Here is a 15786-nt window from a genome sequence, read left to right as displayed (position 1 = left end):
TCTGCCGCGCGGCCATTTCCGTGAAACCCGTGTGGCAAACGGGGTGTGAGCTATCCCACGCAACGAAGAATTGCCTTGCGGCGTCCGGGTCCGGCAGAGTCTTGCTTCCGTCAGGCCCCGCATACGACACACCCGCATCTTCAGGGATGCCGCACCACACAACTCAACACTTGACGTCGTATGCCGCCCGCGCTTCATCCGGCGCTTCCGCCATGGAAGTTGCCGACGGGCCCGTGTCTCCCGTGACGTGCGGTACGGAGACCAGTGCCAGGGGCACGATTGCATCCGTGAGGTCACGTACACGGACGCTGCTGGAAGGAAACCGTGTGAGCCGGATCTCGGTCCGGGGATTCGCCGTGGCATCAGCTACAGCGGTCACCACCGTCGGCGCAGTCGTGGGAGTGGCTTCGGGCGCTCCCCAGGCCTCGGACGACAATTTCGAGGCGACCGCAGCTGACACGACGCTCCTCGCAGACATCCCCGCGGGCCAGCACGCCCAGGTCCAGACTGTGTCACTGGCGCAGCAGGCCGACGCGCAGGCGAACGCCGCCGACGTGGCAGCGAAGAAGTCCGCCGAGGAATCGGCTCGTATCCAGGCCGCCAAGGACGCCGAGGCGAAGAAGCAGGCCGCCGAGGAGAAGGTCGAGCAGGAGCGCGAGGCCAAGGAGAAGGAGGCCGAGCGCGCCAGCCGTTCGGAGACGCGTGACTCCTCCGACTTCGTGGTCCAGAGCTCGTACTCCGTCGCCGAAGTCCAGGCGATGGCCCGCCAGATGATCCCTGGCGACCAGTACCAGTGCTTCAGCAACATCGTGGACCACGAGTCCACCTGGAACTACCAGGCGTCCAACCCCTCGTCGGGCGCCTACGGTCTCGTCCAGGCGCTGCCCGGCTCCAAGATGGCCTCCGCGGGCGCCGACTGGCAGACCAACCCGGCCACCCAGATCAAGTGGGGCCTGAACTACATGAACGACCGCTACGGCAGCCCGTGCGGCGCCTGGTCGTTCTGGCAGGCCAACAACTGGTACTAGCCCGACCCGTTCTTTCCCGTCGGTATTCAGGCCGTCGACGCTCAACCTTGTGAAGCCCCTCTCCGTCCTACGGTGAGGGGCTTTGCGCGTGTACCGTCAGACCGGTACGACTCCGGGGAAGAAGGATTCAGCATGTCGAAACTGCCGGGGTGGCTCGGCCGGGTCGGAGCCGAACTGACCCAGCTGGGAGAGCGGTTGGGGGAACGCCGTACGGAGGCTACGGCGGACGACGTGCCGGGGGGCGGACGCGGACCGGAGACCGTTCCGGTCCCGCCGGACCACATTCCTGGCGCCCAGGCCAAACCGGAGCCCGCGGCGGCCATTCCGTGGGGGATGCGGGTCGCCGCCGAGGCCGCCTGGCGGCTGCTCGTACTGGCCGCCATGCTCTGGGTGTTGATGAAGATCATCGGCGCCGTACAGCTCGTGGTGATGGCGTTCGTCGGCGCGCTGCTCGTCACCGCGCTTCTCCAGCCCACGGTCGCCAGGCTCAAGAAGTGGGGCCTGCCGCGTGGTGTGGCCACCGCGGTGACCGCCTTCGCCGGGTTCGTCATCATGGGCCTCACAGGCTGGTTCGTGGTGTGGCAGGTCGTCGAGAACATCGACGTGCTCTCCGACCGTGTCACCGACGGCATCGACGAGCTCAAACGCTGGCTCCTCAACAGCCCGTTCCATGTGACCGAGCAGCAGATCAACGACCTCGCGAAGAGCCTCAGCGACGCGATCGGCACCAACACCGAGGAGATCACCTCCGCGGGCATCCAGGGCGTGACCGTCGTGGTCGAGCTGCTGACGGGGATCCTGCTCGCCGTGTTCTCCACGCTGTTCCTGCTCTACGACGGCCGGCGGATCTGGGAGTGGTCGCTCAAGCTCTTCCCCGCTCAGGCCCGTCCGGGTCTGGCCGGTGCCGGGCCGCGCGCCTGGCGCACGCTGACGGCGTATGTACGGGGGACGCTCATTGTCGCGCTGATCGACGCGGTCTTCATCGGCCTCGGGCTCTACTTCCTCGATGTCCCGCTCGCGGTGCCGCTGGCCGTCTTCATCTTCCTCGGCGCGTTCATCCCGCTCGTCGGAGCGGTGATCTCCGGCGCGCTCGCCGTGGTCGTCGCGCTGGTCACCCAGGACGTGTTCACGGCGCTGATGGTGCTGATCGTCGTTCTCGCCGTCCAGCAGATCGAGGGCCATATCCTCCAGCCCTTCATCCTCGGCCGCGCGGTACGGGTCCATCCGCTGGCCGTCGTCCTCGCCGTCGCGACGGGCGGACTCGTCGCCGGTATCGGCGGGGCGGTCGTCGCGGTGCCGCTGGTCGCCGTCACGAACACCGTCGTCGGCTACCTCCGCGCGTACAGCCGGGAGCCTTCGCCGCGCGACGGTGGCCCGGGGCCGCACGCCGCGACGGTGGGGCTCACTGTCGCGCCGACGCCCGTCCCGGTCACCCCTGCCCCGGCTCCGGCCGCCCCCGCGTCCCGTCCCGACGCGCCCGTCTCCGACACGCCTCCCGCCGAGCCCCGGAACGGATCGGAATGATCTCCGAACCGGAACTGGAAGGCGAGGCGTCCGCGCCGGTTCCGCCGCCAAGACGCCCCGGGCTTCCGGGCGACGCCGGCTTCCGCCCGGCTCCGGGCCCGGCCGGCGCCGACGGGCCGGAGCACGAGCCCGAGACGATGGGCGCCGACGGGCGTCCCCTGATCCGGGGAGTGCCGCTGCGGCAGCGTCCGTGGGTCTGGGGGCTGGCCGGGGTGCTGCTGAGCTCCGCGGTGTGGGCGGGCGGCCTGTGGGCGTACAACAGGGTCGCACCGGACCTCCAGGGCTACGGCGTCAGCCGCAACCTCTGCCTCGACGCCGACCTGTCGGCGCTGTCCGCCACCATCGGCGAGAAGCGGGACCCGTTCGCCGCGGTGGGCGAGGACAAGGCGCTCGACCAGTCCGTCTGCACGGTCAGCCTCGTACCGAAGGCGTCGGTCGGAGAGAAGCACCGTGAGGGGCCGATCGTGCGCGCGTACGCCGAGATCACGTACACGCTGCACAAGAAGACCGATCCGGGGCCGCAGTTCGACGCGTCCCTGATCCACCCGGCCGACCAGGGTTCGGGGGAACAGACCCTGAAGCTGGTCCCCGAAGTGGGGGAGCGGGCCTATCTGGTGAGTCAGGCCGGGGGCGACAACCCGGTGCTCGAAGTGCTCGACGGACAGGCCGTACTCTCGCTCTCCGTCGGCCAGGTCGTCGACTACGACCGGAACCGGCGGGACTCCGACTTCGATCTCGACCAGCAGCAGGTCCTCCATCTGGGCGGGCTGGAACCGGCCATGGTCGAGGACATGCTGGCGCTGATGGAACAGCTCAAGAAGGACTGACGGGACCTACGCGTCGTGGAGACCGTCCAGGACGGCCTCCGCGTCGAGCGTCGTCGCCAGGGCCTGGATCACCGCCGCGATCTTGATGCCCTCCTGGATCGTCTCGCGGTCCTCTCCCAGCCGTCGCAGCGCGCCCTCGTGCGCGTCGAGGCAGAGGCCGCAGGCGTTGACCGCGGAGACCGCGAACTGCCAGAACTCGAAGTCGGCCCTGGTGACGCCCGGATGGCCCGTGGCCGTCATCCGCAGGCCCGTACGCAGCTCTCCGTAGGTGGGATCGGAGAGCAGATGCCGGGTCCGGTGGAACACGTTGTTCACCGCCATCACCGCGGCGGCCGATTTGGCCGTCGTGCACGCGTCGGCGGAGAGCCGGGCGCCGGCCTCGGGCGCCAGCTCGCGCAGCACGCGCGCCGAGCGTGCGGCGATCGCGCAGACCAGCACCGTGCCCCAGAGCCGCTGTTGGGAGAGCGTGCCCCGGTCGAGCACCGCGTCGAGATTGCGCCGCAGATCCCTGGCGTAGTCGGGAACGGCGGCCTTCAGGGCGTCCAGTGACATCGTGCTCTCCTACGGATGGTGATCGTCCGGGGCGGAGTCGGACGCGTCGCCGGGTCCCGCCAGAGGCGGCTTCCCGGGCGGCTCCTGGGCCTTCGGCGGTCTGCCCCTGCGCGGGATCGGCCTCGCGTCGCCCGGGAGCCGGCCCCCCTCCGCCAGGGCCCGGCGGAGCAGGAACTCGATCTGCGCGTTGGCGCTGCGCAGTTCGTCGGACGCCCACCGTGCCAGGGCGTCGTACACCGCCGGGTCCAGGCGCAGGAGAACCTGCTTCCGTTCCGTCACTGGTAAAGAGTGCCCGTGTTCACGACCGGCTGCGCGGCCCGGTCACCGCAGAGCACGACCAGAAGGTTGCTGACCATCGCCGCTTTCCGCTCGGAGTCCAGCTCGACGATGTCCTGTTCGGTCAGCCGGGTGAGGGCCGCCTCGACCATGCCGACGGCGCCGTCCACGATCAGCCGGCGTGCCGCCACGACCGCGCCCGCCTGCTGGCGCTGGAGCATCGCCGAGGCGATCTCCGGAGCGTACGCGAGATGCGTGAAGCGCGACTCGATGATGTGCACACCGGCCGCCTCGACCCGGGCGTGCAGCTCGACCGCGAGCTTCTCGGTGATCTCCTCGGCGTTGCCGCGCAGCGAGAGACCGTCCTCCTCGTGGGCGTCGTACGGGTACTCGATCGCGATGTGCCGGACGGCGGCCTCGGTCTGGGTGGAGACGAACTCCAGGAAGTCGTCCACCTCGAAGAGCGCCTGCGCGGTGTCCTCGACCCGCCAGACGACGACCGCCGCCAGCTCGATCGGGTTGCCGTAGGCGTCGTTGACCTTCAGGACGGCGGTCTCGTGGTTCCGCACCCGGGTCGAGATCTTCGCGCGTGAGGTGAGCGGGTTCACCCAGCGCAGGCCGTCGACGCGGATCGTGCCGCGGTAGCGCCCGAAGAGCTGGACGACGCGTGCCTCGCCCGGCGCCACCATGTTCAGCCCGCACATCGCGAAGAACGCGGCGATCGCGAGCAGGATGCCGAGCAGGATCAGCACGGCCTTCGCGCCGGCCGAGTCGAGGGAGGAGCCGATCACGATGAGGGCGATCCCGCCGGCCAGACCGATCAGACCGAGCAGCAGCGCGAGGCCGCCGCCGATGCTGCTCGCCTGGAACTCACGGACCCGCGGCGCGGGCATCTCGGGCAGATCGTCCACCACTGGAGTGCTGGTCGTAGGCATGTCGGGTCCCCGTTTCTCGCGCTGTCACGCCGATCGGCGTAGATAGCATTGTGATTACACATTAACGCGCTTCGCAACCCTCCGCGCCTCTCGTGAGTCGGTTCCTCTGAGACAGGTGCTGATTGTCACGTCTGATAAGACCGGATCGAGGCTCTTTGTCACAGGGGACGGTGTTAGCTTTCTGAGCTGATTCCGGCAAGTGCGACAAGTGGACCAGGCCCGGCGAGGCGAGACACGAGACCCGAGAACGGAGCGACTGAGCGATGGGCCGAGCGGAAGCGCGACAGGCCCGGCAGCGTGGAGCGCGCCGGGCGACGAAGGCCGGCGGCATACGTGGCTTCCTCAGCTTGCGGAAGCTGCTCGGTACGTTCCTCGGGCTGTGCCTGCTCGGCATGGGCGCGTTCGTCGTGATCTATTTCCTGGTCCCGGTCCCGACAGCCAACGCGCAGGCCGAGATGCAGAGCAACGTCTACAAGTTCAGCGACGGCACGGTCCTCGCGCGGACCGGCGAGATCAACCGGGAGATAGTCGGCCTGGAGAAGGTCCCCAAGGACGTCCAGCGGGCCTTCGTCGCCGCCGAGAACAAGTCCTTCTACAAAGACTCCGGAGTCGACGTCAAGGGCACCGCCCGCGGCCTGATGAACACCCTCTCGGGCAAGGGCAAACAGGGTGGTTCGACCATCACCCAGCAGTACGTGAAGAACTACTACCTGGACCAGGACCAGACGGTCACCCGCAAGCTCAAGGAACTGGTGATCTCGCTCAAGGTCGACCAGCGGATGGACAAGAACGAGATCCTCGCCGGGTACATGAACACCAGTTACTACGGGCGGGGTGCGTACGGCATCCAGGCGGCGGCCCAGGCGTACTACGGCGTGGACGCGACCAAGCTGAACGTCGCGCAGGGCGCGTATCTGGCGGCGCTGCTCCAGGCCCCCAACCAGTACGACTGGACACAGGCCAGTGAGACGGGCAAGAAGCTCGTCACCGAGCGCTGGAACTACGTCCTGGACAACATGGTCGAGGAGAACTGGCTGGACGCCGGCGAGCGCGGCGGGCTCAAGTTCCCCGTACCGCAGAAGCCCAAGCCGGCTCCCGGCGCGGAGGGGCAGGCGGGCTATCTCGTCGAGGCCGCCAACAGCGAGCTGGAGCGGCGCGGCGTCGACAAGGCGGACATCGACGCCGGCGGCTGGACGATCACACTCAGTGTCGACAAGAAGCGGCAGAAGGAACTCGTCGGCGCGGTCGACAAGCAGCTGGAGTCCAAGCTCGACCGCGAGAAGAACAAGGTCGACGCGACCGTGCAGGCGGGCGCCACGTCCGTCGACCCGAAGACCGGCGCGGTCGTCGCGCTCTACGGCGGGGTCGGCGCCACCGAGCACTGGATCAACAACGCCACCCGCACCGACTACCAGCCCGCGTCGACCTTCAAGCCCGTCGTGCTCGCCTCGGCGCTGGAGAACGAGTCGAAGACCCAGGACGGCCGGAAGATCGGCCTCAAGACCGTCTACGACGGCACGAGCAAGCGGCCGGTCGTCGGCAGCGACACCCCCTTCGCGCCGCAGAACGAGGACGATCGCGACTACGGCGACATCACCGTCCAGCAGGCGGCCAACGACTCGGTCAACTCGGTGTTCGCGCAGATGGTCGTGGACGTCGGCCCGGAGAACGTGAAGAAGACCGCGCTCGATCTGGGCATGCGGGACAAGAACTTCCCCGAGCGGCCCGCGATCACCCTGGGCACGATGGAGGCATCCACCTGGGACATGGCGGGCGTGTACGCGACGCTCGACAACCACGGCGAGAAGGTCACACCGTCGATCCTGAAGTCCGCCGAGCACAAGGACCGCACCGTCGACCTGCCCGAGCGGATCGGCGAGCAGGCGATCAGCCGCGAGTCCGCCGACACCGTCACCTCGGCCCTCACCGGCGTCGTGAAGAACGGCTCGGGCCGTGAGGCGAGCACCGACGCGTACGAGGCGGCGGGCAAGACCGGTACGTCGGAGGACAACAAGTCGGCGTGGTTCGCCGGCTACACCCCCGAACTGACCACGGTGGTCGCCCTGTTCGGCGAGTCCACCGCCGAGGGCGGCGGCCAGGTGACCCTCACCGGCACGGCCAACTCCGGCCGCGCCAACGGTGGTGGCTTCCCCGCCAAGATCTGGGCCGACTACACGCTGGGCGCGCTGAACGGCGGCTCCGACGCCTCGTTCGACCTCGATCTCGCCGAGCCCGCCTACCAGCCGCCGAAGCCCCCGCCGCCGCCCTCCGTGCCGCCGCCGTCCAGCGAGGAGACGACCCCGCCGCCGCCCGACCGGCCGGACCCGAGCGACACCGAGAGCGACCCGCCGGTGTCCCAGCCCCCGCCGTCCAGCGAGCCTCCGGCCCCGCCGCCGGAGCCGGGCGACGACTCCGGCGGCGGAGGGAGCGGCGGTGAGGAGACCGGCGGCGCCAACGGCGGCAACGACAACGGCGGTACGGGCTCCGGGGGCGCGGACGGAGGGACCGGCGGCCTGCGGCCACCGGCTCCCTAGGGCCTGATCCAAACGACGGGCCCTAGCCTCCGTTGACCTTCCCGGCGATCCGGTCGCCGATGTTCTTGTCGATGTTGCGCCAGTACTGGAACGCCCGGTCGAGGACCGGGCGGCTGACGCCCTGGAGCAGATGACCGGAGACGTTCGACACCAGACGGTCGCGTGCCGCGTCGTCGAGCACGTTGCGGACCTGGGTGCCCGCCTGGCCCCAGTCGTCGTCCTCGCGCCGCTTCGTGTACGCCTCGCGGACCATGTCGCCCGCCGCCGCCCAGCCCGCCGGATCGCCGTAGCGCTCGGTGTCGGCGGCGGGGCCGCCGTAGGAGTTCGGCGCGTACGGGGCCGAGGCGTTCGACGCGACGTACCGCATCGGGCCGTCCTTGGCGTACGAATTCACCGGCGAGTGCGGCCGGTTGGGCGGCAGTTGCGCGTAGTTCGGGCCGATCCGGTACCGGTGCGTGTCCGGGTACGAGAAGAGCCGGCCGAGCAGCATCTTGTCCGGCGACGGGCCGATGCCCGGAACCATGTTGGACGGCTCGAAGGCGGCCTGCTCGATATGGATGAAGAAATTGTCCGGGTTCTTGTTGAGCGTCATCCGGCCGACGTCGATCAGCGGGTAGTCGCCGTGCGGCCACACCTTCGTGAGGTCGAACGGGTTGAAGCGGTAGTCGGCGGCGTCCTCGAACGGCATGATCTGGACCTTCAGGCTCCAGGTCGGCGCGTTCCCCGACTCGATCGCCTCGTGCAGATCCCGGCGGTGGTGGTCCGCGTCGGAGCCCGCCATCTCGTCGGCGTCCGCCTGGGTGAGATGGTCGACGCCCTGGTCGGTCTTGAAGTGGTATTTGACCCAGGAGCGTTCACCCGCGGCGTTGACCCACATATAGGTGTGCGAGCCGTAGCCGTTCATGTGGCGGAAGGACTTGGGAATGCCTCGGTCGCCCATCAGCCAGGTGACCATGTGCGCGGATTCGGGTGACAGGGTCCAGAAGTCCCACTGCATGTCGTTGCTGCGCAGTCCGGTGGCCGGATGGCGCTTCTGCGAGCGGATGAAGTCCTGGAACTTGATCGTGTCGCGTACGAAGAAGACCGGCGTGTTGTTGCCCACCAGGTCGTAATTGCCCTGCTCCGTATAGAACTTCAGGGCGAAGCCGCGCGGGTCGCGCCAGGTGTCGGGCGAGCCGAACTCGCCGGCGACGGTGGAGAAGCGGGCCAGCATCTCGGTGCGCTTGCCCGGCTGGAAGAGGTCGGCCTTGGTGAACTGGCTGACGTCGTTGGTCACTTCGAAGACGCCGTACGCGCCCGAGCCCTTGGCGTGGACCACCCGCTCGGGGACCCGTTCCCGGTTGAACTGGGCCATCTTCTCGATGAGGTAGTGGTCCTGGAGCAGGAGCGGACCGTCGGGTCCGACGGAGAGTGAGTTCTCGTCGCTCTCCACCGGGATACCGGCGTTGTTCGTCGTGTACGGGGCCTTGGGCGTCGACTCGGTCACGAGCGTTTTCCCGTCGATAGGGGTTCCCGCGGCCGGAATCGGGCGACACGGGACGACAGCGGTCGTATCCGGCCGCCTGCCCCAGTCAAACCCGCCGACACATCGTCGGCAACATTTGCCGGGGGCCCGCGGGGCCGCCCGGGGGACCCGCGGGGACCGGGTCCCGGACCGGGTCGTACACCGGTCCCGGACCGGTCCAGGACCGCCCCGCGGACGCTCCGGGACGGGTCTGCGGACCGGTCTACGGACGGGTCGAGATCTCGAACCAGACGACCTTGCCGGTGGACAGCCGTGTCGCGCCCCAGCGCCTGGCCAGCCGGTTCACCAGGAACAGCCCCCGCCCGCCCTCGTCCGTTTCGCGGGCCCTGCGCTGGCGGGGCAGTTGGGGCGAGTCGTCGCCGACCTCGCAGCGCAGCACGTCGGTCCGCAGCAGCCGCAGGGTGACCGGCCGCTCCGCGTACCGGACCGCGTTGGTCACGACCTCGCTGATCAGCAGCTCGACGGAGTCGCTCAGCTCCTCAAGGCCCCAGCGCGACAGGGCCCGCCTGGCGAGCCTTCTCGCCCGCCCAGGCGCCGCGTCCTCCGGCTCCAGGAACCAGTAAGCGACATCGCTCGGGGCGATCCCGTCGAAGCGCGCGGCCAGCAGCGCGATGTCGTCGTCACGGTCACCGGGACCGAGCACGTCCAGCACGTCGTCGCAGAGCGCCTCCAAAGGAGGCGAGTGGTCGGGACCGGTGAGCTGCGCCGTCGCCGCGAGACGCTCCCGCAACTGCTCGATCCCGGTCCACACGTCACGCAGCCGGGACTCCACGAGGCCGTCCGTGTAGAGGAGCAGCGTCGCGCCGGCCGGCGCGTCCAGCTCGACCGCCTCGAAGTCCACCCCGCCGACGCCGATCGGGGCGCCGGGCGGCACCCGCAGCACCTCGGCCCGGCCGCCCAGATGGAGCAATATGGGCGGCGGATGGCCCGCGTTGGCGATGGTGATGCGGTGCGAGACCGGGTCGTACACCGCGTACATGCAGGTGGCCATCCGGTCGGTGCCCAGGCGCTGCGCCTGCTCGTCGAGGTGGTGCAGGACCTCCTGCGGCGGCAGGTCGAGACCGGCGAGGGTCTGCGCCGTCGTCCGCAGCTGGCCCATGATGGCCGCCGACGTCATGGAGTGACCCATCACGTCGCCGACGACGAGGGCGACGCGGCTGCCGGGCAGCGGGATCGCGTCGTACCAGTCGCCGCCGACCCGCGCGGTCTCGGCTGCGGGCAGATAGCGAGAGGCGAGCCGGACACCCGTGGGCTGCGGCAGCCCTTCCGGGAGCATCGTGCGCTGGAGCTCGTCCGCGATGTACGCCTCGCGGCCGTACATCACCGCCTTGTCGATGCCGAGCGCGGTGTGCGTCGCGAGCTGCGCGGCCACCAGCAGGTCGTTGGGCTCGAAGGCGGGGCGGTCGGGCCTCCGCAGGAAGACGGCGGCGCCGATGACGCGCCGCCGGCCGCGCAGCGGGGCCAGGATCCCGCGCCGGCCGCCCGGAACGGTCATCTCGCCGCCGAGCAGCTCGGGCAGCGCCGCGCGGGCGGCGGCGGAGTCGCCGAAGACCGGCCGGACACCGCGCAGGATCTCGGAGAGCGCGCCGCCGGACGCCACTTCGCAGAGCTGCGCGGCGGGCATCACCTCGGTCTGCGGGTCCGGGACCGACGCCCGTCCTGCCTCGGCCTCGGGGAGTTGGATCCCCGCGCCGTCGGTGTCCTCGCCGGTGGCGCGCAGCCAGTCCGTACGGCGCAGCCTCAGTACGAAGGGGGCGACCGGGCGCTCGTCGCCGACGGGCAGCGGGTCGCGCAGATACACGAGGATCGAGTCGGAGAAGGTCGGGACGGTCGCCCGGCAGAGCCCGAGCACGATCTCGTCCAGGTCGATGCCCCGGGCGATACGACGGGTGGCGGCGCCCACGAAGCGCAGCCGGTCGCCCTCGCGCCGCGCGGCGCCCACCGGGTCCTGCGGAGGCGCGGCCGGGGGAACGATGGCCTGCGCGGACGCGGGCGTGGGTACCGGCGGCACCGACGGCTGCGGTACGGCGGCGGCGGGAGCCTCCTGCCGTGGCCGGGTGCGTTCCTGGGACCGGGCAGCCACGGGCTGCCGGCCTTCATGGGAGGTGGGATGCTCCGTCACGCGTGGGATTCCGTCCGTCCGGGCCGGTGGTGCGAGACAACCGATTCGACTAAGTCCTGTCCGGCGGATCTTCGCGGATGAGCCCGGGGCGTCTGGCGCCGGACAGGACCCGGTGATGCGGCCCTTGTCCAGGGCGCGCCGGGTCTGTGACCGCACGGGCTCTCGCGGCCGGGCATCGGTACCTTGCGGCGGAAACGGCCTTCAAGGGCCCCGAGAACGCGGATGTCGGCACGGCAGGCGTCCTGCACGGCTCCACCCCCTCGTCGATGTCCAGCGGCTGATGTGCGCTGTCCTGCTGCTGTCTGCGGCTTGTTCGTCGTACGAATCGTTCTGGCGTGCGTCGTGCGTCGTGCGGCTCGTTGGTCCAGCGACATGACCCTAAGTCAGCTCCGCGACCCCTGCGGCGCGTTGGTCAGGCGCAGCCTTGCGGAGGACGATCCTACGTTTGAACCCTGGGGGCGCATCAAGGGTCTCACGACGTCGGCGAACCCGCCCCGGCGATCACCAGGTACGTGCGGCCACCAGCCGTTTTTGCCTCATCTGGTCCGGACCTTTGCCGGTTCGGGCGCGCGGTCCCAGCCCTCCGGCAGCTCGGGCACCGACCACCGGGGGTCGGGCCGCCAGTCCTCCCAGCCCGCGGAGAACGGCGCGCCCCACTCCTTGATCATCTCGACCGCCGCGCTCCCGGCCTCCCGCACCCGCAGCGCCTGGCCGGCGTCCAACAGCCCGACCCGCTGGGCCTCGGCGAACTCGTCCTCGTCCCGCCAGAGCCAGCTGCGGTCCGGGTAGACCGAGATGTCGAGGAAGTGGTCCTCGGAGTCGATGCCGCCCGCCCAGCGCAGCCGGGGCTCCTCAAGATTCACGTACCAGCTGCGGAACTGCCATCCCTGGTCCCAGAAGAGCCAGATGGACCACGGGTCGTCCGGCCGCGCCAGCTTCAGCACACCGGTGCCCTCCCAGTGGGCACGGGCGGTGGTGCGCGGCGCCGTGTACCGGGTGGCGAGCGGTTCGTGGTGCACGGGAGTGCCGTCGGCCAGCACCGGCTTCACGCACTCGGTGCCCGGCGCCATCCACACGGCGAGCAGCTCGTCGGTGTCCTCGACGACGGTCACCGGTCGGCAGATGTGCACATGCCGGGAGCCGTTGTCCCGGTAGCGCCAGAGAATCCGCTCGCCCCGGTCCCAGTGTCGAATGCCGTCCACACCTGTCATGCGCAGATCTTAGAGCCGGTGCCCCTCGGGCGCTGTGAGGTGCGCCCGGACGGCTCGATCTTGTCGGTCGTGATCATCGCGGGGGCCCGCCGTACGCCCGGAACGGGGCCGGGTCTCACGGCTGCGTCATCCGGAGGACGTCCAGGGCCTCGTCCAGCTGCTCCAGCGTGAGATCGCCGCGCTCGACATAACCGGCGTCCAGCACCACCTCGCGGATCGTCCGCCGCTCCGCCAGCGACCTCTTCGCGACCTTCGCCGCCTCCTCGTAGCCGATGTACTTGTTCAGCGGGGTGACGACGGAGGGAGACGACTCCGCGTACTCGCGGGCGCGCTCCACGTTCGCCGTGATGCCGTCGACGGTGCGGTCCGCGAGCAGCCGGGAGACGGCGGCGAGCAGCCGTACGGACTCCAGGAGGTTCCTGGCGATCACCGGCAGCATCACGTTCAGCTCGAAGTTCCCCGCCGCCCCGGCCGTGGCGACGGTCGCGTCGTTGCCGGTGACCTGGGCGGCGACCATCAGGACCGCCTCCGGGATCACCGGATTGACCTTGCCCGGCATGATCGACGAGCCGGGCTGGAGATCGGGCAGATTGATCTCGGCGAGACCGGTGCGCGGTCCCGAGGCCATCCAGCGCAGATCGTTGGAGATCTTCGTGAGCGAGACGGCGACGGTACGGAGCTGGCCCGAGGTCTCCACGAGCCCGTCGCGCGCGCCCTGCGCCTCGAAGTGGTTCCTGGCCTCGGTCAGCGGCAGCCCGGTCGTACGGGCCACCTCGGCGATGACGGCGGCGGAGAAGCCGGGCGGTGTGTTGATGCCGGTGCCCACCGCCGTACCGCCCAGGGGCAGTTCGGCCAGGCGCGGCAGAACCGATTCCAGCCGCTCGATCCCGTACCGGACGGCGGCGGCGTAACCGCCGAACTCCTGGCCCAGCGTGACGGGTGTGGCGTCCATCAGATGCGTGCGGCCCGACTTCACGACGTCCGCGAACTCATCGGCCTTGCGCTCAAGCGAGGCGGCGAGATGGGCGAGGGCCGGGATCAGATCGGCGGTGACGGCGGCCGTCGCGGCGATGTGGATGCTGGAGGGGAACACGTCGTTGGAGCTCTGCGAGGCGTTGACGTGGTCGTTCGGGTGCACCTCGCGGCCCAGGCGCTCGGTGGCGAGGGTGGCGATGACCTCGTTGGCGTTCATGTTGGACGAGGTGCCGGAGCCGGTCTGGAAGACGTCCACCGGGAAGTGCTCGTCCCAGCGGCCGTCCGCGACCTCGGCCGCCGCGCTCCGGACCGCGTCGGCGATGTCCCGGTCCACGACGCCGAGTTCGGCGTTGACGGTGGCGGCGGCTGCCTTGATACGGGCCAGGGACTCGATGTGGGCCCGCTCGATGGGCCGGCCCGAGATGGGGAAGTTCTCGACGGCCCGCTGGGTCTGGGCGCGCCATTTGGCGTCCGCCGGGACCCGGACCTCGCCCATGGAGTCGTGCTCGGTGCGGTAGTTCGCGTCGCTCGTCATCAGGGTCGTACCTCCTAAAGAAGGTGAGCAATTGTCTTGTTCGGAGTGTTCCCAAGGGCCCTACCCGCCAGTAAAAACCTCTGGAACCACTGTGATCGGGGAGGCCATGCAACGTATGAGACCCACGTTCCGAAGTACCGTCGCCACGCTCGCCGCATGCGCGACCGTCGTCGGCGGACTGGTCGCCCTGACGCCAGCGGCCCAGGCGTCTGCGCAGGCATCGGCGTCGGCATCGGCCCCTGCGGGCGCGCCCGCCGCGGTTCGCGCGTCCACCCCGCTGCCGCCCGCCCTCGAAGCGATCCGCGCCGCCGAGGCCACGCGGCTCTACGGCGCCCCCGGAGAGCGCCCGCCCGAACAGCGCAAGACCGGGCTCATCGCGCTCGGCGACAGTGAGATCTCCGGCGAGGGCGTCGGCACGTACGAGCCGGGGACGAACGGCCCCGACAACTGGTGCCACCGTTCGCCCGACTCGGCGATCCACCGCACCGCGATCGCCGCGGACGTCACCTACAACGTCTCCTGCTCGGGCGCGTCGACCGTCAACATCCGGGTCGGCGGCACGGCGCAGTTCGCCGACGAACTCGTACAGAGCGACAGCCTCGCCATCAAGGCGCGCAACACCAGGCTCAAGATGGTGGTGCTCGTGGCGGGCGCCAACGACGATCTCCAGTTCGGTCCGGTGATCACCGACTGCGTACTGCGCTGGTTCACGCTCCAGGGGCCCTGCGCCGACAAGTACCGGCCGGGCTGGCAGGCGCGGGTCGACGGACTCGTCCCCAAGGTCGAGTCGACCGTGGCCGACCTGCGGGGCGTGATGCGCGACGCGGGTTACGCCGACGGTGACTACAAGCTCGTCGTGATGGGCTACCCGGGCCCCCTCACCCCCGACTACGCCGACAATCCCAATTTCCCGGGCAAGATCCCCGGTGGCTGCACCGGCCACGACGCGGACGCCGCCTGGGCCCGTGACGGCGCGGTCCCCGCCTTCCAGAGCGGTATGCGCAAGGCCGCGAAGAACTCGGGCGCGGTGTATCTGGACAACTCGCGGCTCTTCCACGGCCATGAGGTGTGCACGGACGACGACTGGGCCCGGGGTCTGTTCATCGACATCGGCAACCCCTTCCCGCCGAACGAGAATTCGGTGCGCCAGTCCTTCCATCCGAACGCCGCCGGGCATGTGGCGTTCGCGTCGTGTCTGACCCAGCTCTACAACTCGGGCCTGAGCGAGGCGAGTTGCGCCGACCCGGCGAGCACGGGGCGGCCGGTGCTCCAGCCGGGCGGCTGGGACGACGTTTTTCAGCCATTGAAGAACGAGGGAACGGGCACCTGCGTCGACGTCAGCGCGTCCAGGACACGTAACGGCTCCAAGATCACCGGCTACGGCTGCAACGAGGGCCGTAACCAGGGCTGGTGGTACGACACCGGGACAGGCGCCGGGGCCCGGTCGCTGCACAGCGAGCTGAGTCACGACCGCTGCCTCGACGTCCCGTCGGGCACGTACCGCGCGGGCGCCGCGGTCACCCTCTGGGACTGCCACGGCGGCGCGAACCAGAAGTTCGCCATCGAGGCGGGCACCATCCGCCCGGCGTCGGCGGGCACGCTCTGTCTGACCCTGGCGTCGGAGCGGGACCCGCTCCGGCTCCAGAACTGCGACGGGTCGGCGAACCAGCGCTTCGTCTGATCGCGGGCGCGGGCGCGGGCGCGTTCCCGGGCGCGGTCCCGGACCCGGCCGGGTCCGGGAC

The 15786-nt window shown here is 70.1% G+C and carries 13 protein-coding genes; 6 read left to right on the top strand and 7 right to left on the bottom strand.

Annotation, left to right across the window (positions count from 1 at the left end):
• Positions 1-326: 326 nt before the first annotated feature.
• From ACFWV8_RS10030 to ACFWV8_RS10020, 3 genes are all read left to right on the top strand, one after another.
• Positions 327-1028: a transglycosylase SLT domain-containing protein gene (locus ACFWV8_RS10030; RefSeq protein ID WP_384199406.1), complete on the top strand. Its 702-nt coding sequence runs from the start codon at positions 327-329 to the stop codon at positions 1026-1028.
• A 132-nt stretch (positions 1029-1160) separates the two neighbouring features.
• Positions 1161-2552, top strand: a complete 1392-nt coding sequence (locus tag ACFWV8_RS10025) for an AI-2E family transporter (protein ID WP_384199404.1) — start codon at positions 1161-1163, stop codon at positions 2550-2552.
• Positions 2549-3379, top strand: coding sequence for a hypothetical protein (locus ACFWV8_RS10020; RefSeq protein ID WP_384199402.1), 831 nt, complete (start codon positions 2549-2551; stop codon positions 3377-3379). The genes ACFWV8_RS10025 and ACFWV8_RS10020 overlap by 4 nt, the downstream gene beginning before the upstream one ends.
• Before the next feature lie 6 nt (positions 3380-3385).
• On the opposite strand, the gene ACFWV8_RS10015 is transcribed toward ACFWV8_RS10020, so the two are convergent.
• The 3 genes from ACFWV8_RS10015 to ACFWV8_RS10005 are packed head-to-tail and all read right to left on the bottom strand — an operon-like array spanning position 3386 to position 5142.
• Complete coding sequence (locus ACFWV8_RS10015) at positions 3386-3931, bottom strand: carboxymuconolactone decarboxylase family protein (protein WP_384199400.1); 546 nt, start codon at positions 3929-3931, stop codon at positions 3386-3388.
• A gap of 9 nt (positions 3932-3940) precedes the next feature.
• Entirely contained in the window at positions 3941-4210 is a 270-nt protein-coding gene (locus tag ACFWV8_RS10010; RefSeq protein WP_384199398.1) for a hypothetical protein, read from the bottom strand.
• Positions 4207-5142, bottom strand: coding sequence for an SPFH domain-containing protein (locus ACFWV8_RS10005; protein ID WP_384199396.1), 936 nt, complete (start codon positions 5140-5142; stop codon positions 4207-4209). The genes ACFWV8_RS10010 and ACFWV8_RS10005 overlap by 4 nt, the downstream gene beginning before the upstream one ends.
• 263 nt (positions 5143-5405) lie before the next feature.
• Here ACFWV8_RS10005 and ACFWV8_RS10000 point away from each other — a divergent pair, with 263 nt between their 5' ends.
• Positions 5406-7676, top strand: a complete 2271-nt coding sequence (locus ACFWV8_RS10000; protein WP_384199394.1) for a transglycosylase domain-containing protein — start codon at positions 5406-5408, stop codon at positions 7674-7676.
• A gap of 22 nt (positions 7677-7698) precedes the next feature.
• Here the strand turns inward: ACFWV8_RS10000 and ACFWV8_RS09995 are convergent, their stop codons facing one another.
• Both ACFWV8_RS09995 and ACFWV8_RS09990 read right to left on the bottom strand, forming a co-directional pair.
• Complete coding sequence (locus ACFWV8_RS09995) at positions 7699-9162, bottom strand: catalase (protein ID WP_384199392.1); 1464 nt, start codon at positions 9160-9162, stop codon at positions 7699-7701.
• A gap of 241 nt (positions 9163-9403) precedes the next feature.
• The gene (locus ACFWV8_RS09990; RefSeq protein ID WP_384199390.1) at positions 9404-11323 is read right to left on the bottom strand and encodes a SpoIIE family protein phosphatase; all 1920 of its coding nucleotides are present in this window, start codon (positions 11321-11323) and stop codon (positions 9404-9406) included.
• 146 nt (positions 11324-11469) lie between these two features.
• Here ACFWV8_RS09990 and ACFWV8_RS09985 point away from each other — a divergent pair, with 146 nt between their 5' ends.
• Positions 11470-11604: a hypothetical protein gene (locus ACFWV8_RS09985; protein WP_384199388.1), complete on the top strand. Its 135-nt coding sequence runs from the start codon at positions 11470-11472 to the stop codon at positions 11602-11604.
• 255 nt (positions 11605-11859) lie between these two features.
• On the opposite strand, the gene ACFWV8_RS09980 is transcribed toward ACFWV8_RS09985, so the two are convergent.
• Together ACFWV8_RS09980 and ACFWV8_RS09975 are read right to left on the bottom strand one after the other, a co-directional pair.
• On the bottom strand, positions 11860-12534 hold the full coding sequence (locus ACFWV8_RS09980) for a DUF402 domain-containing protein (protein ID WP_384199386.1): 675 nt from the start codon (positions 12532-12534) through the stop codon (positions 11860-11862).
• Between the two features lie 115 nt (positions 12535-12649).
• Complete coding sequence (locus tag ACFWV8_RS09975) at positions 12650-14044, bottom strand: class II fumarate hydratase (RefSeq protein WP_384199384.1); 1395 nt, start codon at positions 14042-14044, stop codon at positions 12650-12652.
• 106 nt (positions 14045-14150) lie between these two features.
• Here ACFWV8_RS09975 and ACFWV8_RS09970 point away from each other — a divergent pair, with 106 nt between their 5' ends.
• Positions 14151-15725, top strand: a complete 1575-nt coding sequence (locus ACFWV8_RS09970; RefSeq protein ID WP_384199382.1) for a ricin-type beta-trefoil lectin domain protein — start codon at positions 14151-14153, stop codon at positions 15723-15725.
• Positions 15726-15786: the final 61 nt, after the last annotated feature.

It is taken from the genome of Streptomyces sp. NPDC058665 (assembly GCF_042714995.1).
In the GTDB taxonomy this organism is placed as follows: domain Bacteria; phylum Actinomycetota; class Actinomycetes; order Streptomycetales; family Streptomycetaceae; genus Streptomyces.
This window is presented reverse-complemented; position numbering and strand designations above follow the sequence as displayed.

Excerpts from the sequence above, each read along its gene's own strand:
- ACFWV8_RS10025 (WP_384199404.1), top strand. The coding sequence starts at position 1,161 with ATGTCGAAACTGCCGGGGTGGCTCGGCCGGGTCGGAGCCGAACTGACC.
- ACFWV8_RS10020 (WP_384199402.1), top strand. The coding sequence starts at position 2,549 with ATGATCTCCGAACCGGAACTGGAAGGCGAGGCGTCCGCGCCGGTTCCG.
- ACFWV8_RS10015 (WP_384199400.1), bottom strand. The coding sequence starts at position 3,931 with ATGTCACTGGACGCCCTGAAGGCCGCCGTTCCCGACTACGCCAGGGAT.
- ACFWV8_RS10005 (WP_384199396.1), bottom strand. The coding sequence starts at position 5,142 with ATGCCTACGACCAGCACTCCAGTGGTGGACGATCTGCCCGAGATGCCC.
- ACFWV8_RS10000 (WP_384199394.1), top strand. The coding sequence starts at position 5,406 with ATGGGCCGAGCGGAAGCGCGACAGGCCCGGCAGCGTGGAGCGCGCCGG.
- ACFWV8_RS09980 (WP_384199386.1), bottom strand. The coding sequence starts at position 12,534 with ATGACAGGTGTGGACGGCATTCGACACTGGGACCGGGGCGAGCGGATT.
- ACFWV8_RS09975 (WP_384199384.1), bottom strand. The coding sequence starts at position 14,044 with ATGACGAGCGACGCGAACTACCGCACCGAGCACGACTCCATGGGCGAG.
- ACFWV8_RS09970 (WP_384199382.1), top strand. The coding sequence starts at position 14,151 with ATGCAACGTATGAGACCCACGTTCCGAAGTACCGTCGCCACGCTCGCC.